At 70.5% G+C, this 21,567-nt stretch carries 15 protein-coding genes; 9 read left to right on the top strand and 6 right to left on the bottom strand.

The window, feature by feature from the left end; genetic code table 11:
- Positions 1-649: 649 nt before the first annotated feature.
- Both BLP95_RS11125 and lldD read right to left on the bottom strand, forming a co-directional pair.
- Complete coding sequence (locus BLP95_RS11125) at positions 650-3,502, bottom strand: FAD-binding and (Fe-S)-binding domain-containing protein (protein ID WP_089679350.1); 2,853 nt, start codon at positions 3,500-3,502, stop codon at positions 650-652.
- Positions 3,499-4,659: an FMN-dependent L-lactate dehydrogenase LldD gene (lldD, locus tag BLP95_RS11130; RefSeq protein WP_023004750.1), complete on the bottom strand. Its 1,161-nt coding sequence runs from the start codon at positions 4,657-4,659 to the stop codon at positions 3,499-3,501. Before lldD ends, BLP95_RS11125 begins: the two co-directional genes overlap by 4 nt.
- A 323-nt stretch (positions 4,660-4,982) precedes the next feature.
- Here lldD and BLP95_RS11135 point away from each other — a divergent pair, with 323 nt between their 5' ends.
- The 3 genes from BLP95_RS11135 to BLP95_RS11145 are packed head-to-tail and all read left to right on the top strand — an operon-like array spanning position 4,983 to position 9,062.
- Positions 4,983-5,768: a GntR family transcriptional regulator gene (locus BLP95_RS11135; RefSeq protein WP_089679352.1), complete on the top strand. Its 786-nt coding sequence runs from the start codon at positions 4,983-4,985 to the stop codon at positions 5,766-5,768.
- A complete protein-coding gene (locus tag BLP95_RS11140) occupies positions 5,765-7,687 on the top strand; it encodes a sensor histidine kinase (protein ID WP_089679355.1) in 1,923 nt (640 codons plus the stop codon). The genes BLP95_RS11135 and BLP95_RS11140 overlap by 4 nt, the downstream gene beginning before the upstream one ends.
- Positions 7,680-9,062, top strand: a complete 1,383-nt coding sequence (locus BLP95_RS11145) for a sigma-54-dependent transcriptional regulator (protein ID WP_089679359.1) — start codon at positions 7,680-7,682, stop codon at positions 9,060-9,062. Before BLP95_RS11140 ends, BLP95_RS11145 begins: the two co-directional genes overlap by 8 nt.
- Here the strand turns inward: BLP95_RS11145 and BLP95_RS11150 are convergent.
- The 3 genes from BLP95_RS11150 to BLP95_RS11160 all read right to left on the bottom strand — a co-directional run bounded on the left by BLP95_RS11150 (position 9,038) and on the right by BLP95_RS11160 (position 11,721).
- Entirely contained in the window at positions 9,038-9,709 is a 672-nt protein-coding gene (locus BLP95_RS11150) for a metal-dependent hydrolase (RefSeq protein WP_089679363.1), read from the bottom strand. The genes BLP95_RS11145 and BLP95_RS11150 overlap by 25 nt on opposite strands.
- A 77-nt stretch (positions 9,710-9,786) precedes the next feature.
- Entirely contained in the window at positions 9,787-10,338 is a 552-nt protein-coding gene (locus BLP95_RS11155; protein WP_089679365.1) for a gamma carbonic anhydrase family protein, read from the bottom strand.
- Between the two features lie 42 nt (positions 10,339-10,380).
- Positions 10,381-11,721, bottom strand: coding sequence for a sodium-dependent transporter (locus BLP95_RS11160; RefSeq protein WP_089679368.1), 1,341 nt, complete (start codon positions 11,719-11,721; stop codon positions 10,381-10,383).
- Positions 11,722-11,883: 162 nt separating this feature from the next.
- Here BLP95_RS11160 and prlC point away from each other — a divergent pair, with 162 nt between their 5' ends.
- The 5 genes from prlC to BLP95_RS11185 all read left to right on the top strand — a co-directional run bounded on the left by prlC (position 11,884) and on the right by BLP95_RS11185 (position 19,516).
- Positions 11,884-13,932, top strand: a complete 2,049-nt coding sequence (prlC, locus tag BLP95_RS11165; protein WP_089679371.1) for an oligopeptidase A — start codon at positions 11,884-11,886, stop codon at positions 13,930-13,932.
- Between the two features lie 47 nt (positions 13,933-13,979).
- Positions 13,980-14,225, top strand: a complete 246-nt coding sequence (locus BLP95_RS11170; protein ID WP_089679374.1) for a YheV family putative zinc ribbon protein — start codon at positions 13,980-13,982, stop codon at positions 14,223-14,225.
- Positions 14,226-14,241: 16 nt separating this feature from the next.
- Positions 14,242-15,930, top strand: a complete 1,689-nt coding sequence (locus tag BLP95_RS11175) for a Na/Pi cotransporter family protein (protein WP_143004420.1) — start codon at positions 14,242-14,244, stop codon at positions 15,928-15,930.
- A 318-nt stretch (positions 15,931-16,248) separates the two neighbouring features.
- The gene (locus BLP95_RS11180; RefSeq protein WP_089679380.1) at positions 16,249-17,232 is read left to right on the top strand and encodes a TAXI family TRAP transporter solute-binding subunit; all 984 of its coding nucleotides are present in this window, start codon (positions 16,249-16,251) and stop codon (positions 17,230-17,232) included.
- A gap of 88 nt (positions 17,233-17,320) precedes the next feature.
- A complete protein-coding gene (locus tag BLP95_RS11185) occupies positions 17,321-19,516 on the top strand; it encodes a TRAP transporter permease (protein ID WP_089679383.1) in 2,196 nt (731 codons plus the stop codon).
- A gap of 102 nt (positions 19,517-19,618) precedes the next feature.
- Here the strand turns inward: BLP95_RS11185 and metF are convergent, their stop codons facing one another.
- Positions 19,619-20,461 carry a methylenetetrahydrofolate reductase [NAD(P)H] gene (metF, locus tag BLP95_RS11190; RefSeq protein WP_089679387.1) on the bottom strand — a complete coding sequence of 281 codons (843 nt, stop codon included), beginning with the start codon at positions 20,459-20,461 and terminating at the stop codon, positions 19,619-19,621.
- A 167-nt stretch (positions 20,462-20,628) separates the two neighbouring features.
- Here metF and BLP95_RS11195 point away from each other — a divergent pair, with 167 nt between their 5' ends.
- Complete coding sequence (locus tag BLP95_RS11195) at positions 20,629-21,564, top strand: AEC family transporter (RefSeq protein ID WP_089679389.1); 936 nt, start codon at positions 20,629-20,631, stop codon at positions 21,562-21,564.
- Positions 21,565-21,567: the final 3 nt, after the last annotated feature.

Genomic DNA, 21,567 nt, shown 5'->3' on the forward strand with positions numbered 1-21,567 from the left:
ACTCTTCAGTTTAAGATCATAAGTCCGTTAAGCGGACCAAACTTGGCTCAAGGTTCAAACGTCTCGTTTGACGAGTCGCTTGCCTTGATGATACGTGACATGATCACCGCACCATCGACAAGCGCCCACATGAATTACCTGATCGATTGTTAAAGAGCGGCTCCAATCTCTAATGAGCGGAGCGTCTCGCTTGCCGTCGTCGCGACCCTGTCGCGTCGTCGGCGCCCTGCGAGGAAGGCGTATTCTACCGTGTCGCCGCGGCGTGTCAAGCAGTGAGTGGCGAAGCGTGCTTGCCGATCCTGCTGACCGCCTCGCCTCCGAGAGGCGGGCGACCGAAGCTCCCGAAGAACTCCGCAAGGCGTGGCGCGCATTCTACCGAATCCGCGGCGACTGTCAAGCGAGATATTCCGAAACGTTTCGAAAAACCCCAAGCAGAACAGTCACTTCTGCCACTTCCACCGCCAGCAACGTTGGCCCGTCGCCGGCAGCGGATGCGTACTTTACGGGCCCGGAGCCGCGGGCGCAAGCCCCATCGGTAAAAAAGTTTCAGGGCCCTGGCCGAAGGGTGAAGACACCATGACACCGCGGCATCCGTTAACACTATCCACAGCGCACCCGGCAGACCGCCTGTGGATAGGCTGCCCTCGGGTCAGCCAGGCCGACTGGCGCGATCCAGAAGGGAGAGGATCGAACGATACGGGATCTCCCCATGCCGGGACAGGCCGATCTCGCAGGTGCGGGAGTTGGAGTAGCCGGCGCTGCACCCGGCCACCTGCTCGGCCAGGCCAGACAGGGCCGAAGCGTTGAGTTCCGGCACGCTGAACCCCTTGTCACCGGCGAAGCCACAGCAGGTGATCTCCGCCGGCACCACCACCTCTTCCGCGCAGGCGCGGGCCAGGGCCACCATCTTGTCGCCCAGGCCCAGGCGGGTGCTGGAGCAGGTGACGTGCACGGCGACCCGCTCGCCCACCGGCGTCACGTCGAGACGCGGCAACAGGTGGTCATGGGCGAAGGCGACGGGCTCCTGCAACTCCAGGCAGTCGTCGAGGTGCTCCTGCATCTGCAGGGTGCAGGGACTGGTATCGCAGAGGATCGGGTGGCGGCCGCTCTCGCTGGCGGCGAGCAGCTCGCGATTGAGCTCGCGCCCCTTGTGGTCCGCCTCGTCGAACTGCCCCTTGGAACGGAAGGCCATGCCGCAGCAGAGGCTGTCGACCCGCTCCGGGATCACCACTGCGAAACCGGCCCGCTCCAGCAGCGCCAGGGTGATCTCCATCACCGAGCGCGACTCGCCGTCGTCGCGGCGGTCGGCGCCGAACATGCGTGTCGCGCAGCTGGGCAGGTAGACCACCCGGGGGCGCGACGCCTCCGCGTCGGCCTGTCGCTTGAGCACCCTCACCGGCGCCGCCTGAGGCAGCGCCGGCGTCCACTGTGGCAGGCGCTCGCCGCTCAGGCGCCGCGCCCCCTGGCTGATGGCGCCCATCACACCGTCGCCGAGCAGGCGGTTGGCCGCACCGGCCAGGCGCAGGGTGCTGCGTGCCGTCCGGGTGACGCCGTCGAAGTGTGCCCCCAGGCGTCGGGCGAGCCCGGCATGGTGGCCGAGCCGGCGCCGCCGCATGTCGCGCACCAGGTCGCCGGTGTTGATGCCGACCGGGCAGCGGGTCTCGCACAGTCCATCCACGGCACAGGTGGCATCCACCGCATGCCCCAGGTCGGCGCGCAGTGCGGCCAGCCGCGCGGCATCGTCATCGCCGGTCGCCGCGCCCAGCGCCTCGAGGCGCGCCACCTCGCGGGTGATCACGATGCGCTGACGCGGCGTCAGGGTCAGGTCCCGCGAAGGGCAGACGGATTCACAGAAGCCGCACTCGATGCACTTGTCGACGATCGCGTGGGCCGCCGGCAGCGGCTTGAGGTTCTCCAGATGCAGGGTCGGGTTACGACTGAGGATCACCTCGGGATTGAGCAGGTTCTCCGGGTCGAAGAGCGCCTTGATCTCCCACATCAGCGCATAGGCCTCGGGCCCCCACTCCAGCTCCACATAGGGGGCCATGTTGCGCCCGGTACCGTGCTCGGCCTTGAGCGAGCCGCCGTACTCGACGCCCACCAGCTGCGCCACCTCGTCCATCAGCGCCTGGTAGCGCTCCACCTCGCCGGGCCTCTCGAACCCCTGGGGGAAGACGAAGTGCAGGTTACCCTCCAGCGCGTGGCCGAAGAGGATCGCCTCGGCGTAGCCATGGCGATGGAAGATGTCGGTGAGTGCCAGCACCCCCTCGTCGAGGCGCTCGATGGGAAAGGCGACGTCCTCGATGATCACCGTAGTGCCGGTCTCGCGCACCGCGCCCACCGCGGGAAAGAGCCCCTTGCGGATCTTCCAGTAGAGGGCATAGGTGTCGGCATCACGGGTGAAGCCGACCGGCTCCAGGGGGCGGATCCCCTCCAGCGTCGCCTGCACCTCGCCGAGGCGCGCCTGCAGCTCCGCCTCGTCGTTGCCGCGCACGTCGATCAGCAGCGCCGCCGCCCCCTCGGGCAGCGTCCGCAGCACCTCCGGCATGCCGGCCTCATCCTCCACCGAACGCAGCGCGGCACGATCCATCAGCTCCACCGCCGAGACCGGCGAACGCTTCAGGGCGATGGTGGCACGGCAGGTGGCGGCCATGTCCGGGAAGAAGGCCAGCGCCGCCGCCTTGAGGGGCTCGTCGACCACGGTGTCGTAGGTGATGGCGGCGATGCAGCCCAGGGTGCCCTCGGAGCCGATCATCAGGTGCTTGAGGATCTCGATGCCGTCGCTGAAGTCCACCAGGCTATTGAGGGCGTAGCCGGTGGTGTTCTTGAGGCGGTACTTGTGGCGGATCCTCTCCGCCAGTTCGGCGTTGCCGCGGGTCTCGGCGGCAAGGCGCTCGAGCCCCGCCAGCAACTCGGTGTGGGAGCGGCGGAAGGCCGCCACGCTCTCGGGGTCGGCGGTGTCCAGCAGGGTGCCGTCGGCGAGGATCACGCGCAGGTCGCGCACGGTGCGATAGCTGTTCTGGGCGGTGCCGCAGCACATGCCGGAGGCGTTGTTGGCGGCGATGCCGCCGACCATGCAGCTGGCGATGGAGGCCGGGTCGGGGCCGATCTTGCGCCCGTAGGGGGCCAGCAGCTGGTTGGCCCGGGCACCGATCACCCCCGGCTGCAGGCGGATCGCCCGCCCCTCGTCGAGGATCTCGTGACCGCGCCAGCCACGCCCCAGCTGGATCAGCACCGAGTCGGTGACCGCCTGGCCGGAGAGCGAGGTGCCGGCGGCGCGGAAGGTCACCGGCAGGCCCCGGGCACGGCACTCGGCCAGGGTCAGGCGCAGCTCCGCCTCGCTCTCGGGGCGCACCACCAGCCGCGGAACCAACCGATAGAAGCTGGCATCGGTGCCGTAGGCCAGGGTGCGCAGCGGGTCGTCGATCAGTCGTTCGCCAGGCAGCGAGGCGGACAGGGCGGCCTTGAGTTCATGGTAGGCCTCGGCGCCTGGCCGGCTCATGGTGAGCCACCCGCCTGGCGCGCGCCTTCCACCAACGATTCGGGCCCCAGGTCGGCGATGCTGCGCGCCCCGGTGAGCGTCATCGCGACACGCATCTCCTTTTCGAACAGCTCGAGCAGGTGCGCCACCCCCGCCTCGCCGGCGGTGGCCAGCGCATAGATGAAGGCACGCCCCAGCAGGACGGTATCGGCGCCCATGGCAACCATACGCACGACATCGAGCCCGTTACGAATGCCGGAGTCGGCCAGGATCGCCAGGTCCCCCTTCACCGCCTCGGCGATGGCCGGCAGCGCCCGTGCGGTAGAGGGCACCCCATCGAGCTGGCGGCCGCCATGGTTTGAGACGACGATGCCGTCCGCGCCGAAGCGCACGGCGTCACGGGCGTCCTCGGGGTCGAGGATGCCCTTGATGATCATCGGGCCATCCCAGAACTCACGAATCCACTCCAGATCCTTCCAGGAGATGGAGGGGTCGAAGTTGTCGCCGAGCCAGGCGATGTAATCCTCGAGCTCCGTCGGATGGCCACGGTAGTCGGAGACGTTGCCCAGGTCATGGGGGCGGCCATGGACGCCCACGTCCCAGGCCCAGCCCGGCCGGGTCATGGCCTGAAGCATGCGCCGGATGCCGCCGTGCCTGCCGCTCATGCCGGAGTGCGCATCGCGGTAGCGTGCCCCCGGCACGGGCATGTCCACCGTGAAGACGAGCGTCTTGACGCCGGCGGCCTTGGCACGCTCCAGGACGTGCTTCATGAACCCCCTGTCCTTCAGCACATAGAGCTGGAACCAGATGGGGCGCTCCACCGCCGAGGCGACCTCGTGGATGGGGCAGACCGACACCGTGGACAGCGTGAAGGGTATGCCCTTGCTGGCCGCGGCTCGCGCGGCCTGCACCTCGCCTCGCCGCGCGTACATGCCCGTCAGGCCCACCGGGGCCAGCGCGACCGGCATGGCCAGCGACTCGCCGAACAGCTGGGTCTCGAGCGACAGCGTGGACATGTCCTTCAGGACGCGCTGGCGCAGGGCGATGCTGCCGAGATCGTCGACGTTGCGCCTCAGCGTGCGCTCGGCGTAGGCGCCACCATCGGCATAATGGAAGAGGAAGGGCGGGATACGCCGCTGGGCGGCCTGGCGGTAATCCGTGGGAGAGGAAATGATCATGGCGAGCCCTGTGCTGTGGAGGAGCCATCTCCATATGGCCTTGGCAGGAGTCGTACCGAGTCCGCGCCGACCCCTATCGGGAGTATTCGGTGAATTGGTAAAACCAATTGACACTCGAGCATTGGCGCACCATATGGCGCCGCCCCTGCCGTGTCAAACCGACAGCGCACAGATCCCCATCGACTTTGGTTGAACCCTCCCGGATCGGATGCTTTCCCCGCAGAATCACGTAAGGTTCCGACGACCTCTCCTGGCCCGAGGCTATGGTCATACCAATTTGACACGGTATCATCACGGCAATACGCACTCGCCAGGAAACTCTCATGGCCTACTCCCACCTGCGCCAGCCGCGTCTGGCCGACGTGATCACCGAACGCCTCGAGGCGATGATCCTCGAAGGCAGCCTCAAGCCCGGGCAGCGCCTCCCGCCGGAGCGCGAGCTGGCCGAGCGCTTCGGCGTCTCGCGCCCGTCGCTGCGCGAGGCGATCCAGAAGCTCGCCGCCCGCGGCCTTCTCAACAGCCGCCAGGGGGGCGGCACCTTCGTCAGCGAGGAGCTCAACAGCGGCTACAGCGATCCCCTGCTGGAGATGCTGGCGCGCCACGGCGAGTTCCACCTCGACCTGCTGGAGTTCCGCGACGCCATGGAGGGCCTCTCCGCCTATTATGCCGCCCTGCGCTCCACCCCTACCGACCGGGCCCTGCTGATCAAGCGCTTCGAGGAGCTGGAGGAGCGCTTCCAGGGGCGCGACCCCCACGAGGAGGCCAAGGCCGACGCCGCCTTCCACCTGGCCATCGCCGAGGCCGCCCACAACGTGCTGCTGCTGCACACCATCCGCGGCATCTTCCACCTGCTGGAACGCAGCATCGTCGACAACCTGGCCCATCTGTTCGAGAAGCCCGACGCCCGCCCGCGGCTGATGGTGCAGCACCGCGCCCTGCTCGACGCCATCCTCGAGGGGCGCGCCGAGGACGCCCGCGCCCGTGCCCACGAGCACCTGGTGTTCGTCGAGGAGGGGCTGCTGGAGCTGGAGCGCGCCGAGACCCGCGCCCAGCGTGCCCTGCGCCGTGCCCAGGCGATGCCGCCCGCGCGCCGCGACGGAGCCTCATGACGGCGGCGGCCGAGGCCTCCCGGCTGCCGCGACGCTGGCGCCACTGGCTGTGGTGGCTGGCGCCGCTGGGGCTCGTCCTGGTGGTGTGGCAGGCCGCCGACGTCGCCCGCCAGCAGGCGCTGCAGTCACTGCAGCAGGATGCCGAGAACGAGCTGCGCCTCTCCGCCACGGGGCTGACCGGTTACCTCTCGCGCCACGCCTACCTGCCCCGGCTGCTGGCCTCCCGCGAGGCGGTACGCCGCTTCCTCGCCGCCCCGCAGAGCCAGGATGCCATGCCGCTGAACCTGCTGCTCGACCGCTTCCGCGCCACCACCGGGGTCTCCGACATCTACCTGCTCGACCGCCACGCCGATACCCTGGCGGCCAGCAACTGGCACCGCCCCAACACCTTCATCGGCGAGAACTACGCCTTCCGCAGCTACTATACAGACGCCATCGCCGGACGCCCGGGACGCTTCTACGGCCTCGGCGTGCAGTCGCTGGAGCGCGGCTACTACTTCTCCGCCCCGGTGTGGCTGGACGATACCGCCCCCGATGCCACCCCCGACGGCGTGATGGTGGTCAAGGTGCTGCTGGACGCCGTGGAGGCGAGCTGGGCCGAGCAGGAGGCCGAGCTGCTGGTCACCGATGCCGACGACATCATCTTCATGGCCAGCCGGCCCGAGCTGCGCATGGCCTCCCTGGCGCCGCTATCGGCGGCCGAGCGGCGCGCGCTGCTGGCCACCCGGCGCTACGCCGACGAGCCCCTCGACCACTCCGGCTTCGAGGTGCTCGAGCGCCTGGGTCAGCGCAGCCGCCTGGTCGGCTTCGCCCACGGCCCCCTGGCGGGGCAACGCTTCCTCGGCCTGCGCCGGGCGCTGCCGGAGCTTGGCTGGGAGATGCAGATACTCAAGCCGCTGGACCCGGTGGTCCGGGCCCAGTGGGTCTCGGCGCTGCTTGCCGGCGGGCTCTACGGGATGGTGCTGCTGGGCGGCGGCATCGGCTGGCAACGCCTGCGCCTGCGCCGCGAGCGCGAGCTGTTCGCCGAGCGCGAGCGCCACACCCTGGCCCGGGCGCGGGACGAGCTGGAGCGCAACGTGGCCAGCCGGACCCGCGACCTGGTCGAGACCAACCGCCGCCTCTCCGACGAGGTGGAGGAGCGCAAGCGCGCCGAGGCGGATCTGCGCCGCACCCGCGACGAGCTGATCCAGGCCGCCAAGCTGGCGGTGCTCGGCCAGCTGGCCGCCGGCATCAACCACGAGCTCAACCAGCCGCTGGCCGCCATCCGCGCCTACGCCGAGAACGCCCGCGCCTTCCTGGCGCGCGAGCGCCTGGAGAGCGCCGACCGCAACCTGGCCGAGATCGTCGAGCTGACCGGGCGCATGGCCGAGATCAGCGCCCAGCTGCGCCAGTTCTCGCGCAAGGGCGACGAGCGGCGCAGCGCGGTGTCGGTCACCGACTGCTTCGAGTACGCCCTGCGCCTCTTCCAGGCGCGCCTCCAGGAGGCCGGTGTGCGGGTGGAACGGCGCTTCCCCGCGGCGCCGGCGTGGGTCGACGCCGACCCGGTGCGCCTGGAGCAGGTGCTGGTCAACCTGATCGGCAACGCCCTGCAGGCCATGGCCGGCACCGCCGCGCCGAGCCTGACGCTCAGCGTGCGGGCGGATCACGAGACCATCGAGCTGGCCGTCGAGGACAGCGGGCCCGGCATCCCCCCCGAGCAGCTGACGCGCATCTTCGAGCCCTTCTTCACCACCAAGTCGCCGGGCAGCGGCCTGGGGCTGGGCCTGTCGATCTCGTCGCGTATCATCGACGACCTCGGCGGCCGCCTGTTCGCCGAGAACCGGGCCGAGGGCGGCGCCCGCTTCGTCATTCGTCTGCCGCGGACCCGCCCCGCCGCGGCCTCCTCTATCCGCCGCCAGGAGAACGCGCCCCATGCATGAGACGGCCGAGCCGCCGGTGATGATCATCGACGACGAGCCCCACCTGCGCATCACCGCCGGCCAGACCCTGGAGCTGGCCGGCTACGCGCCGCTGCCCTACCCCGGCGCCGAGGCCGCCCTGGCCGAGCTCGGCGACGACTTCCCCGGGGTCATCGTCAGCGACATCCGCATGCCCGGCATGGATGGCATGGCGCTGCTGCGCGAGGTGCGCCGCCGCGACCCCGACCTGCCGGTGATCCTGATCACCGGTCACGGCGACATCTCCACCGCGGTGGAGGCGATGCGTGAAGGCGCCTGGGACTTCCTGGAGAAGCCCTTCGCCGCCGAGCGCCTGGTGGAGGTGGTGCGCCGCGGCGTGGAGAAGCGTCGCCTGAGCCTGGAGAACCGCCGGCTGCGCGCCGAGCTGGAGGCCCAGCAGGCAGCCCCCGGCCCCCGTCTGGTGGGGCGCACCCCGGCGATCCAGCGCCTCGCCGCCATGGTCCAGCGCATCAGTCAGGTGGAGGCCGACGTGCTGCTGTTCGGCGAGACCGGCGCCGGCAAGGACCTGGTCGCCCGGGCCATCCACGAGCGCAGCCCGCGGGGCGGCCACCCCTTCGTCGCCATCAACTGCGGCGCGGTGCCGGAGAGCACCATCGAGTCGGAGCTGTTCGGCCACGAGAAGGGCGCCTTCACCGGCGCGGTGGAGCGGCGCATCGGCAAGTTCGAGCACGCCAACGGCGGCACCGTCTTCCTCGACGAGATCGAGTCGATGCCGCTCGCGCTGCAGGTCAAGCTGCTGCGGGTGCTGCAGGATCGCAGCGTCGAGCGTCTGGGCGCCAACGTGCCGGTGCCGCTGGACATCCGGGTGATCGCCGCCACCAAGGTGGACCTCAAGGCCGCCGCCGAGGCCGGCACCTTCCGCGAGGACCTCTACTACCGCCTCGACGTGGTGACCCTGCCGATCCCGCCGCTGCGCGAGCGGCGCGAGGACATCCCCCTGCTGTTCCAGCACTTCGCGGTGGTGGCCGCCAACCGCAGCGGCCTGGAGGCACCGCCCCTGGATGCCGCCGGTACCTCGGCACTGCTCGCCCATGACTGGCCCGGCAACGTGCGCGAGCTGCGCAACCTCGCCGAGCGCTACGTGCTGCTGGGGGCGGCCTTCGACTACCGCCTGGAGGCGCTGCTGGCCGGCGCCGAGAGCGACAGCGGCGAGCTGGCGCTGCCCCAGCAGGTGGAGCTGTTCGAGAAGAGCCTGCTCGACCAGGCGCTGACCCGCCATCGCGGCCGGGTCTCGGAGGCGTGCGAGCGGCTCGGGCTACCCCGCAAGACCCTCTACGACAAGCTCAAGAAGTACGGGCTACGCCCCGAGGACTACCGCCACAGCGACGCCCCCTGAGCGAGCAGGTCGGGAAGCGCCGCCCAGGCCGGCAGCCAGGGCAGCAGGTTGGCGGCGGCGGCGAGCATCACCAGGGCGTTGCCTGGCGAGCGCCAGTCCAGCGGCTTCAGGGCGGTGCCGAAGGAGCGCTTGATGCGCGCCCCGGTGAGGTCGACGCTGTAGAGTTCGTCGAGCAGCAGGTGCAGCGTGAAGCCCAGCGCCAGCGCCAGCCCATGGCCCCAGGCCAGGGCATCGGGCTGGGCCAGCAGCCGGTGGCTGATCGCCGCGGTCGCCAGGCCGCAGAGCCCCGCCGCCAGCAGCGAGTGCCAGATGCCGCGATGCACGGTGAAGCGCGCGAACAGCGCCCCGGCGAGGTAGCGCACCCCCAGGTAGAGGGCGCCGCAGGCGAGCAGCAGGCCGCCGATGGAGAGCCGCCCCTGCAGCAGCAGCGCACCCGCCACCACCGCCGGTATCGCCAGCAGGTTGAACACCAGGCGGATCGCCTTCGAGCTGTCGGCGTCGATATCGGGCAGGATGCCGCCCAGGGTCACCAGCGCCAGCATCGGCAGCGCCTGCCAGGCGTCCCACAGCCCCGCCTGCCAGCCGCCGTGGGCGAGCACGGCACCGCCGGCGGCGGCCACGCCAAGGTGGGTGCGGAAGTCGGCCATGCCGGGGCGGCCCTCGAGACTGGATAAATACCCAGATTATCGCCCGCCCCGGCACGAAGAAACAATGGCTTAGGAAATCACTCCGCGGCCGCCGCCAGGTAGTCATCCTTGAGGCGGACATAGTTGCCGGCGGTGTAGGGGAAGAAGGCGCGCTCCTTCTCCTTAAGCGGGCGCAGCGCCTTGGCCGGGTTGCCGGCGTAGACGTGGCCGCTCTCCAGGTGCTTGCCCGGCGTCACCACCGCGCCGGCGGCGATGATCACCTCATCCTCGACCACGGCGCCATCCATGACGATGGCGCCCATGCCCACCAGGATGCGGCTGCCCAGGGTGGCGCCATGCAGGATCGCCTTGTGGCCGATGGTGACGTCGTCGCCGATGGTCAGCGGGAAGCCGCCGGGGTTGAAGTCGCTGGCATGGGTGATGTGCAGCACGCAGCCGTCCTGGACGCTGGTGCGTGCCCCGATGCGGATGCGGTGCATGTCGCCGCGGATCACCGCCATGGGCCACACCGAGCTGTCGTCGCCCAGCTCCACGTCACCCAGCACCAGGCTCGCCGGATCGATATAGACCCGCTCGCCCAGGCGCGGCTGCTTGCCCTTCCAGGGCCGGATGGCTCGGGATTCGCTCATCGTGCTCTCCTCTCGTTCGGCGCCCTGACCGTGCGCCGGAAGTCAGATCAGGCCGGCCACCAATACTACCAGCGTCAGCGGGATGGCGACCCAGCGGGTCACCGCACGCCATGCCACGAAGCCGCCGTCACCCACGCCCAGTGCCCGGCGCGCGGTCGCCTCCGGCACCACCCAGGCGGCGAAGAGGGCGATCAGCAAGCCCCCCAGGGGCAGGAAGACCTCCGGCGGGATGGTGCTGACCAGCTCGAAGCCGTTCATGCCGAACAGCGGCCGCCACTCCGCCAGGCTCGAGAAGGAGAACACCGTCAGCAGGCCCAGCAGCCATACCGCCAGGCCCACCAGGGCCGCGGCGACGCCCCGCGGCAGGCCCACTCCCTGCAGGGTGGCGACCATGGGCTCGGCCAGGTTGATCGACGAGGTCCAGGTAGCCAGCAGCAGCAGCAGGAAGAAGACGCTGAGCCACAGCGCCCCCCAGGGCAGCTCGGCGAAGGCGATGGGCAGGGTGACGAACATCAGCCCCGGCCCCTCCCCCGGGTCCATGCCCTGGGAGAACACCACCGAGAAGATGGCGATGCCGGCCAGCAGCGCCACGGTGACGTCGAGCACCGCCACCGCACCCACCGCCCGCGGCAGGCTCTGGTGATCCGGCATGTAGGCGCCGTAGGCCATCAGCGCGCAGGCCCCCACCGCCAGGGTGAAGAAGGCGTGGCCCATGGCGTGCATCACCACCAGCGGGGTCACCGCCGAGAGATCGGGCTGGAACAGCCACACCAGGGCGGTGCCGAAGCCATCGGTGGTGGCGGCGTAGCCGGCCAGCAGCAGCAGCAGCAGGTAGAGCAGCGGCATCAGCAGGTTGTTGAGCCGCTCCAGCCCCTTGGCCACCCCGGCGGCCACCACCAGCATGGTCATGGCCAGGAACAGGGTGTGGTTGAAGGTCATGCGTGCGGGATCGGCGAGGAAGGCATCGAAGCCGGCGCCGATCTCGGCGGGGGCGGCGCCGCGGAAGTCGCCGTTGATGGAGGCCACCAGGAACTCGATGGACCAGCCCGAGACCACCGAGTAGAAGGAGAGGATGCAGAACACCGTGAAGGCCCCGAACAGCCCCAGCAGCCGCCAGTGGCGGCTGGCCCCGGCCGCCGCGGCCAGGTGCCCGAGCGAGCCCACCGGGCTGCGCCGGCCGGCGCGGCCCACCATGATCTCGGCCATCATCACCGGCAGCCCCAGCAGCAGCACGAAGGCCACGTAGAGCACCAGGAAGGCCGCCCCACCGTTCTCGCCGGTGATGTAGGGGAAGCGCCAGATGTTGCCCAGCCCTACCGCCGCCCCGGTCACCGCCAGGATGAAGGCGCGCCGCGTGCTCCAGCGCTCCAGCGTCTCGCTCATCGTCGATTCTCCCGCCATGCGGCGTGCGGGGTCCCGCACGCATGAAAGCCAGCAAGCCTAGCAGCCCGCCCCCCGCCGGCAAACCCTCGGGGCGATCGCGGATTGAATCTCGCCCCGCGCGCCCTCATCTTTGGGTCATCCACTCCATGATCCGAGGTGCGCATGCCCCGCAACCCCCTGCTCGAGCCCCACGAGCTGCCTCCCTTCGACGCCATCCGCCCCGCGCACGTGGTGCCGGCCATCGACGAGATCCTCGCCGACAACCGCCGCGGCGTCGAGGCGCTGGTCGCGCGCGCCGAACAGTCGCCGCCCGACTGGGAGAGCCTCGCCGCGCCACTGGAGTCCCTCAACGACCGCCTGTCGCGCGCCTGGTCGCCGGTCTCCCACCTCAACGGCACCATGAACACCCCCGAGCTGCGCGAGGCCTACCAGGCCTGCCTGGCCAAGCTCTCCGAGTACAGCACCTGGCTCGGCCAGCACGAGGGGCTGTTCCGCGCCTGGCAGGCGCTGAAGGAGGGACCGGCCTGGGCCGGGCTGGATGACGCCCAGCGCCGCACCGTGGAGAACACCCTGCGCGACTTCCGCCTCGCCGGGGTCGACCTGCCCGCCGAGCAGAAGCGTCGCTACGGCGAGATCAAGGCGCGCCTCTCCGAGCTCTCCAACACCTTCTCCAACCAGCTGCTTGATGCCACCCAGGCCTGGCACCTGGACCTCGCCGACGAGGCCCGCCTGTCCGGCCTGCCCGAGAGCGCCCTGGCCACCCTGCGCGCCAACGCCGAGGCCAAGGGCCAGGCGAGCTACCGCATCACCCTGGACTTCCCCAGCTTCTTCCCGGTGGTCACCTACGCCGACGACCGCGAGCTGCGCCGCGAGGTCTACACCGCCTTCGTCACCCGCGCCTCCGACCAGGGCCCCCTCGCCGGCCAGTTCGACAACGCCCCACTGATGGAGGAGATCCTCGCCCTGCGCCGCGAGCTGGCCGAGCTGCTGGGCTTCGCCACCTACGCCGACTACTCGCTGGCGACCAAGATGGCCGAGTCCCCGGCCGAGGTGCAGGCCTTCCTCGAGGACCTGGCCCGGCGCGCCGTGCCCCAGGCCCGGGAGGAGTACGCCGAGCTCGAGGCCTTCGCCCGCGAGCGGCTGGGCATGGGCGAGCTGGCCCCCTGGGACGTGGGCTACGCCAGCGAGAAGCTGCGCGAGGAGCGCCATGCCATCAACGAGGAGCAGCTGCGCCCCTACTTCCCCGCCCCGCGGGTGGTGGACGGCCTGTTCCGGGTGGTGGAGCGCCTGTTCGGCGTTACCTTCGCCGAGGACGAGAGCGCCCCGCGCTACCACCCCGACGTGCGCTTCTTCCGCATCCTCGAGCAGGGCGAGCCCATCGCCGGCTTCTACCTCGACCTCTACGCCCGGGAGGGCAAGCGTGGCGGCGCCTGGATGGACGAGTGCCGGGTGCGCCGCCACGAGGGCGAGGCCCTGCAGCTGCCGGTGGCCTACCTCACCTGCAACTTCACCCGCCCGGTGGGCGAGCGGCCGGCACTGCTCACCCATGACGAGGTGACCACCCTGTTCCACGAGTTCGGCCACGGCCTGCACCATATGCTGACCCGGCAGACCATCGCCGACATCTCCGGGATCAACGGCGTGGCCTGGGACGCCGTGGAGCTGCCCAGCCAGTTCATGGAGAACTACTGCTGGGAGCGCGAGGGCCTTGACCTGATCGCCGGCCATGTCGACGACGGCGCGCCGCTGCCCGCCGAGCTGCTGGAGAAGCTGCAGGCGGCGCGCAACTTCCAGTCCGCCATGGGCATGGTGCGCCAGCTGGAGTTCTCGCTGTTCGACCTGCGCCTGCACCACGAGCTGACCGCCCCCGCCGCCGACGACATCCAGGCGCTGCTCGACGCGGTGCGCGACGCCGTCTCGGTGGTACCCCGGGCCGCCTTCAACCGCTTCCAGAACGGCTTCGGGCACATCTTCGCCGGCGGCTACGCGGCGGGCTACTACAGCTACAAGTGGGCCGAGGTGCTCTCCGCCGATGCCTGGAGCGCCTTCGAGGAAGCGGGTATCTTCGACCCCGAGACCGGACGCCGCTTCCGCAGCGAGATCCTCGAGCAGGGCGGGGCCCGCGACGCCGCCGACCTCTTCGAGGCGTTCCGCGGCCGCAAGCCCAGCGTCGAGCCGCTGCTGCGCCACAGCGGCATCCGTGCCGCCTGACCTGCCACCTTCGCCCCGGCCGAGTGCCGGGGCCCACAGGAGCCCCCATGCCCGTCCAGAAACGCTTTATCGCCGGCGCGATCTGCCCGCGCTGCGCCGAGATGGACCGCATCCGCAGCTGGGAGCAGAACGGCATCCGCTACCGCGAGTGCGTCAGCTGTGACTTCTTCGAGCAGCTGCCCATCGAGGAGCAGGCCGCCCCCGAGCTCGCCACCCGCGTCAACCGCCCCCGCGAGGAGGAGGAGAGCGGCGACTTCCAGACGGTAAGGATCCTCGACCCCAAGGGCCGCTGAGGTGACCCGCCAGGGCGTGGCACAGGCCCTGCTGTCGCGACGCCGGCAGCTGGAGGCGCTGGGCCTGGCCGCCGCCGGCGCGGTGCTGCTGTCGCGCCCCGACCTGGCCACCCTGGCCGCCGGCCTGGGGCTCTTCCTGTGGGGCATGACCCGCCTGCAGGAGGCGATCAAGCGGCTCTCCGGCGGCACCCTCGACCGCTGGCTGCACGCCGCCACCTCGAAGCCGCTGCGCGCCATCGGCGTGGGCGCGGCGGCCACCGCCCTGGTGCAGTCCAGCTCGCTGGTCACCCTGCTCGCCATGTCCTTCGTCGGCGCCGGGCTGGTCGCCCTGCCCGGCGCCATCGCCCTGCTGTTCGGCGCCAACCTCGGCACCACCACCGGCGCCTGGCTGATCGCCGCCTTCGGCCTGCGCTTCGACCTGGCCGCCTTCGCCATGCCCTTCCTGGCCCTGGGGCTGCTGGGCAGCCGGGTGCTTCAGGGCGGGCGCGCGGCCATCGCCGGCCTGCTGCTGGGGGTGGGGCTGCTGTTCCTGGGCATCGACTTCATGAAGCTGGGCTTCGCCGCCTGGCAGGACGGCCTCTCCCTGGATGGCCTGGCCGGCGGCAGCGCCTGGCACTGGCCGCTGTTCGTGCTCTTCGGGGTGCTGGCCACGGTGGTGATGCAGTCGAGCCACGCCACCCTGCTGATCACCCTGGCGGCACTCGCCGGCGGCCAGCTGCCCTACCTGCCGGCCCTGGCGGTGGCGATCGGCGCCAACGTCGGTACCACGGTGACGGCGGTGCTGGGGGCGCTGGGCTCCGGGGCACCGGCGCGGCGCCTGGCCGGCGCCCACGTGGCCTTCAACCTGGTCACCGCCGGCGTGGCCCTGGCGCTGCTGGTGCCGCTGGCCTGGCTGGTGGACCAGCTGGGAGCACTCATCGGCCTGGCCAGCGAGGCCTGGCCGCTCAAGCTGGCGCTCTTCCACACCCTGTTCAACCTGCTCGGCATCCTGCTGATGCTGCCCTGGATCCCGCGGCTGGCGGCACGGCTGGAGCGGCTCTTCCCGGCACCCACCCACCTCTCGCCGGCCCAGGCCCGCTACCTGACCCCCGCCGCACTGCAGCACGCCGACACCGCCATGGCCGCCATGGAGCAGGAGTGCCAGCGTCTCTACCGGCGCGCCTACCACCTGCTATGCGCGGCGATACTCGTGCCCAGCGCCGAGGCGATCGGCCACCCGCCCTCGCGGGAGGTGGTGGAGCGCCCCATCGACCCCGCGGAATGGCCCCTGGTCAACGCCCGCTACCACGAGCGGATCAAGCCGCTGATGGCGGAGATCCTCGACTTCTACGCGCGCATCGACGAGCCGCTTACCGAGGCCCAGGAGGCGCGCCTGGAGGTCCTCTACGCCCGCACCCTGCGCATGGTGGAGGCGGTGCGCTTCGGCGAGGTACTGCAGCGCAGCCTGCTGCGCCACGCCGCCCCGGCCAGCCCCCTGCGCCAGGCCCACGACGAGATCCGCCTGGCCCTGGCCCAGGGGCTCAACCACCTGGCCAATGTGCCCGAGGCCCGCGACATCGCCGGGCCCATCGACGAGGTGCGCCAGCGCTGGCAGCGCCGCCTGGCGGAGCGCCTGCGCGAGCATCGCCTGGACCCCTGGCTCGCCTCCTCGCTGATGAACGACCTGCACCAGGCCACTCGCCTGATCAACGCCCTGACCGACTAGAGGCCACCGCTGCTGCCGGGGCGGCCTGGTGTGCGGATTTCCGCCCACTGCCGGCCGCCCGTTGTGCGGGGTCCCGCCATCACCCCGCCTGCGCCCCTTCGACCAAGGTCTCATGACTCGCTTATAGTTGATTGAAATAAAAGCTGTTTCTCAGAACTGGCCCGACCCTTGCGCTGTGAAGGGGCGAACGCCCTACGTTGAAAGCCGCGTCCCGAGGCGGGCGGCAGGAACGGCGAGAGCTGCCAGACTGTGGGAGGCTCTCCCCCGGATGCCGCACCCCGGGACATCACCAACGACAACATGCAATGGAGTCACGCCATGCGTCTTCCTTCCACCAAGCTGCTCGCCGGCACCCTGGCCGGTACCCTGCTGGTCGCCGCCTCGGCCGCCGCCCAGGACCGCAGCGACTGGCCCGAGAGCTTCACCGTGGGCACCGCCAGCCAGGGCGGCACCTACTTCGTCTACGGCTCCGGCTGGGCCAACCTGATCGCCGATGAGCTGGGCCTCTCCGGCGGCGGCGAGGTCACCGGCGGCCCCAACCAGAACCTCGCCCTGGTGCACACCGGCGACCTGGCCCTGGGCCTGACCACCATGGGTCCGGCCGCCGAGGCCCTGGCCGGCGAGAGCCCGCTGGCCCCGGGCGTGCCGATGGACAACGTCTGCGCGCTGTTCCCGATGTACGAGACCCCGTTCTCCATCACCACCCTGGCCGACAGCGGCATCGAGTCGATCGCCGACATCCCGGACGGCGCCAGCATCGGCTTCGGTCCGGCGGCCTCCACCTCCGACACCTACTTCCCGGCCATCCTCGAGGAGCTGGGGGTCAACTTCGAGCGCCGCAACGGCGGCTGGAACGACCTGGGCGGCCAGCTGCAGGACGGCCTGATCGACGTCATCGCCTTCGCCGCCGGCATCCCGATCCCCGCGGTCAGCCAGCTCGAGGTGCAGACCGACATCAACATCATCGAGTTCACCGAGGAGGAGCAGGCCCAGGTGCTCGAGGCCTTCCCGGTCTCGCCGTTCATGATCCCGGCCAGCACCTACCAGACCCTGGAGGAGGATGCCCGCGCCGTCTCCATGTGGAACTTCACCATCGCCGGCTGTGATCTGCCCGAGGACTTCGTCTACGAGATCACCAAGCTGAGCATGGAGAACAACGACAAGATGATGGACATCCACCGCAGCGCGGCCACCAGCGTGCCGGAGAACATCCAGTACAACACCGTGCTGCCCTTCCACCCCGGGGCGGTGCGCTGGTACGAGGAGAACGGCTACGAGATCCCCGACGATCTGAAGCTGTAAGCCGGCTCTCCCCCCCACGCCGCCCCGGGGCGCCATGCGCTCCGGGGCGGCATGCGTCTCGCTCCGTCCCACACCCAAGGGTGTCTCCATGACCCAACGTCCCGAATCCCACGATGCCGCCGCCGACGACGACGTCATCCAGCCCATCAACGCCGAGGGCGTCGACGAGGCCGCCGTCGAGTCCAACCGGCGCCTCTACGGCGGCTGGCGCTGGCTGCTGTTCGGCGCCCTCGCCATCGCCTACTCGCTGTTCCACCTGGTCTCGCTGAACGTCTACCCTCTGGAGACCTGGTCGTTTCGTATCGTGCACATCGCCGGCGCCCTGATCCTGGGCTACGGCTTCTACGCCGGCACCCGCTTCGCCGAGCATGAGCGCGAACGCTCCGCCGCCTGGCTGGGCTGGCTGAGCTACGCCCTGCTGGTGCCCGCCGGCTACGCCCTGGTGCGCACCTGGCTGATGCACCAGGCGATGAGCGACGGCGCCATGCGCATCGCCCCCGAGATCGAGGCCTGGCACTTCGGCTACCCGCTGCTGCTGGCCACCGTCGGCGGCATCCTGCTCTCCTGGGCCTACCGCCAGGTGCGCGAGACGCTCTCCCCGGCCGACCTGGTGCTGATGGTCTGCTCCCTGGCGGTGGCCGGCTACCTGCTGGTGATGTTCAACAGCCCGCTGCGCGCCTCCACCGGCACCCCCTTCGCCCCCATGGGGATCTCCTACGCGGCCATCGCCGGCTCGCTGCTGATCCTGGAGCTGACCCGGCGGGTCGCCGGCCTGGCCCTGGTGGTGATCTCGGTGATCTTCCTGGCCTACGTCTTCGCTGGCCCCTACCTGCCGGGCTTCCTGGGCTACCCGGGGCTGTCGGTGGGACGCTTCTTCAGCCAGGTCTACACCGACGCCGGCATCCTCGGGCCGACCACCGCGGTCTCCTCCACCTACATCATCCTGTTCATCATCTTCGCCGCCTTCCTGCAGGCCTCGAAGGTGGGTGACTACTTCGTCAACTTCGCCTTCGCCGCGGCCGGCCGCGCCCGCGGTGGCCCCGCCAAGGTGTCGATCTTCGCCTCGGGCCTGATGGGCATGATCAACGGCACCAGCGCCGGCAACGTGGTCTCCACCGGCTCGCTGACCATCCCGCTGATGAAGAAGGTGGGCTACCCGGCCCGCAGCGCCGGGGCGATCGAGGCGGCCGCCTCCACCGGCGGGCAGATCATGCCGCCGATCATGGGCGCCGGCGCCTTCATCATGGCCGAGGTCACCGGCATTCCCTACACCGAGATCGCCGTGGCGGCGCTGATCCCGGCGATCCTCTACTTCCTCTCGATCTACTGCATGGTGGACTTCGAGGCGGCCCGCAAGGGCATGCGCGGCATGCGCAAGGAGGAGATTCCGCAGTTCCGCCGCCTGGTCAAGCAGGTCTACCTGTTCGCCCCGATCATCATCCTGATCGTCGCGCTGTTCATGGGCTACTCGGTGATCCGTGCCGGCACCCTGGCCACCGCCTCGGCGGCCGTGGTGAGCTGGCTCTCGCCCCACAAGATGGGGGTGCGCGCGATCCTCAAGGCGCTGCAGCTCGCCGGCACCATGTCGATCCAGATCATCGCCGTGTGCGCCTGCGCCGGCCTGATCGTCGGCGTGATCGCCCTGACCGGGGTCGGCGCGCGCTTCTCCTCGCTGTTGCTGGGCCTGGCCGGGGTCAGCCAGCTGCTGGCGCTGTTCTTCGCCATGTGCATCTCGATCCTGCTGGGCATGGGCATGCCCACCACGGCCGCCTACGCGGTGGCCGCCTCGGTGGTCGCCCCGGGCCTGATCAGCATCGGCATCGAGCCGCTGGTGGCACACTTCTTCGTGTTCTACTTCGCGGTGGTCTCGGCCATCACCCCGCCGGTGGCGCTGGCCTCCTACGCGGCGGCGGGCATCTCCGGCGACAACGCCATGGGCACCTCGGTGGCCTCGTTCAAGATCGGCCTGGCCGCCTTCATCGTGCCCTTCATGTTCTTCTACAGCCCGGCGATGCTGATGGAGGGCTCCTGGCTGCAGATCCTGCGGGTCGGCATCACCGCGACCCTGGGCATCGTGCTGCTGGCCGCCGTGGTCCAGGCCTGGTTCTTCGGCCCGGTGAAGGCCTGGCAGCGGCTGGTGATGCTGGTGGGGGCGCTGTTCATGATCTACGGCGGCATCTACACCGATGTTGCGGGACTGGCCATCGGCGCCGCGCTGTTCCTGATGCAGCGCAGGCTGCACGGCGGCGGTGGCGGCCCCTCCCCGGCCTCCGCCGCGTCGTGACCCCACGGCCCTGCCCCGGCAGGGCCGACACCCGCCCCGAACGCAGCGAGCCCCGCCATCTGGCGGGGCTCGCTGCGTCATGCCGGGTCGCCGCGCGCGACGTCAGCCGACGATGTTGTCGACGATCCTGAGGCTCGGGGCGGCCTGGTTGAGGGTGTAGAAGTGCAGCCCGGGGGCGCCGCCGTCGAGCAGGCGCTGGCAGAGCCGCGAGATGACCTCCTCGCCGAAGGCGGCGATGGAGTCGCCGTCGTCGCCGTAGGCCTCGAGCTGCTTGCGGATCCAGCGCGGGATCTCGGCGCCGCAGGCGTCGGAGAAGCGCGCCAGCTTGGCGTAGTTGGTGATGGGCATGATGCCGGGCACGATGGGCGCCTCGACGCCCAGGGCGCGGGCCCGCTCCACGAAGTGAAAGTAGGCGTCGGCGTTGAAGAAGTACTGGGTGATGGCGAGGTTGGCCCCGGCCTTCACCTTGCGCGCGAAGTTCTCAACGTCGCGTTCGAAGCTGGGGGCCTGGGGATGCGACTCCGGGTAGGCGGCCACGGCGATCTCGAAGTGGTCGCCGGTCTCCTCGCGGATGAACTCCACCAGCTCGTTGGCGTAACGCAGCTCGCCGATCCCGCCCATGCCCGAGGGCAGGTCGCCGCGCAGCGCCACCAGGCTGTCGATGCCCTCCTCGCGGTAGCGGGCCAGCAGCTCGCGCAGCTGCCCCTTCTCGCTGCCGATGCAGGAGAGGTGCGGCGCGGTGGTGATGCCGGACTCGCGCACCCGGCGCACGGTGTCCAGGGTACGGTCCTGGGTGGAGCCGCCGGCCCCGTAGGTGACCGAGAAGAAGCGCGGCGACCGCTCAGCCAGGGCGTCGCGTACCCCGATCAGCTTCTCGCGGCCGGCCTCGGTGTTGGGCGGGAAGAATTCGAAGCTGATGCCCAGCGGATGCTGCTGCGTGCTCATCGGGTCTCCTCATGAAGCGTCTGCATGATGGCGCCATTGTGACGCCCCGCTCCGCCGGCCACCAATGAAAGATTCGCGTTCCTGGATCGATTTCGCTCAAGTTGGCGCCGACCCCGGCGCCAGGCATCATGGGCGCCTCGATGACAGGCCACGACAGGGAGGTGCCCATGCCGTCCATCGACCCCTCGGCCCTGATGGGCCCGCTGTGGACGCTGCTGGCCTATGTGGCCCTGGGCTGGCTGGCGGCGCGCCGCCTGGCGGTGGACCCGCGCCCGGTGGCCACCCTGCTGATCTACCTGGTGGCACCGCTGACCTTCTTCCGCGGCCTGGTGCTGGGCGGCCCCACCCCGGCCTACCTGCTGCTGACCCTGGCCGCCTTCGCCACCGCCAGCCTGCTGGCCATCTCGGTGCACCGGCTGACCCGCCGGCGCTTCGCGCCTCAGGAGAGCGCCCTGCTGGCCTTCTCCGCCGGTACCGGCAACACCGGCTACTTCGGCCTGCCGGTAGCGCTGGTGCTGCTGCCGCCGGAGGGCGTCACCCTCTACCTGTTCTGCGTGCTGGGCATCACCCTCTACGAGTTCACGGTGGGCTTCTACCTCAGCGCCCGGGGGCAGTTCTCGGTGGCCGAGAGCCTGGCCAAGATCGCGCGACTGCCGCTGGTCTACGCCTTCCTGGCGGCGCTCGCGGTGAGCGGCCTGGGTCTCGAGGTGCCGGTGGCGGCCATGGAGGGGCTGGCGGTGTTCCCGGCAACCTACACCCTGATGGGCATGATGATCATCGGCATGACGCTGGGGCGGGTCTCGCTGCGCGAGGTGGATGCCCGCTTCATCGGCGCCTGCGTGGCGGTGCGCTGCCTGCTGTGGCCGCTGCTGGCGCTGGGGGCGGTGGTGGGGCTGGGGGCCATCGCGCCGCTCTCCCGAGAGCTGGCCATGGCGATGCTGCTGCTGGGGGTGGTGCCCATGGCCGCCAACGTGGTGGTGGTGGCCATGGAGCTGGGCATCGCCCCGGCCAAGGGGGCGCTGGCGGTGCTGGTCACCACCCTGGCCGCCCCGCTGCTGATCCCCTTCTACCTGACGCTGATGATGCGCCTGGCCGGGTTGTAGGGG

The sequence above is a fragment of the Halomonas shengliensis genome (genome assembly GCF_900104135.1).
Taxonomy (GTDB): Bacteria; Pseudomonadota; Gammaproteobacteria; order Pseudomonadales; family Halomonadaceae; genus Halomonas; species Halomonas shengliensis.

Bases quoted from the DNA above. Each gene is read 5' to 3' on its own strand.
- BLP95_RS11125 (WP_089679350.1), bottom strand. From the start codon at position 3,502: ATGAGCCGGCCAGGCGCCGAGGCCTACCATGAACTCAAGGCCGCCCTG.
- lldD (WP_023004750.1), bottom strand. From the start codon at position 4,659: ATGATCATTTCCTCTCCCACGGATTACCGCCAGGCCGCCCAGCGGCGT.
- BLP95_RS11135 (WP_089679352.1), top strand. From the start codon at position 4,983: ATGGCCTACTCCCACCTGCGCCAGCCGCGTCTGGCCGACGTGATCACC.
- BLP95_RS11140 (WP_089679355.1), top strand. From the start codon at position 5,765: ATGACGGCGGCGGCCGAGGCCTCCCGGCTGCCGCGACGCTGGCGCCAC.
- BLP95_RS11145 (WP_089679359.1), top strand. From the start codon at position 7,680: ATGCATGAGACGGCCGAGCCGCCGGTGATGATCATCGACGACGAGCCC.
- BLP95_RS11150 (WP_089679363.1), bottom strand. From the start codon at position 9,709: ATGGCCGACTTCCGCACCCACCTTGGCGTGGCCGCCGCCGGCGGTGCC.
- BLP95_RS11155 (WP_089679365.1), bottom strand. From the start codon at position 10,338: ATGAGCGAATCCCGAGCCATCCGGCCCTGGAAGGGCAAGCAGCCGCGC.
- BLP95_RS11160 (WP_089679368.1), bottom strand. From the start codon at position 11,721: ATGAGCGAGACGCTGGAGCGCTGGAGCACGCGGCGCGCCTTCATCCTG.
- prlC (WP_089679371.1), top strand. From the start codon at position 11,884: ATGCCCCGCAACCCCCTGCTCGAGCCCCACGAGCTGCCTCCCTTCGAC.
- BLP95_RS11170 (WP_089679374.1), top strand. From the start codon at position 13,980: ATGCCCGTCCAGAAACGCTTTATCGCCGGCGCGATCTGCCCGCGCTGC.
- BLP95_RS11180 (WP_089679380.1), top strand. From the start codon at position 16,249: ATGCGTCTTCCTTCCACCAAGCTGCTCGCCGGCACCCTGGCCGGTACC.
- BLP95_RS11185 (WP_089679383.1), top strand. From the start codon at position 17,321: ATGACCCAACGTCCCGAATCCCACGATGCCGCCGCCGACGACGACGTC.
- metF (WP_089679387.1), bottom strand. From the start codon at position 20,461: ATGAGCACGCAGCAGCATCCGCTGGGCATCAGCTTCGAATTCTTCCCG.
- BLP95_RS11195 (WP_089679389.1), top strand. From the start codon at position 20,629: ATGCCGTCCATCGACCCCTCGGCCCTGATGGGCCCGCTGTGGACGCTG.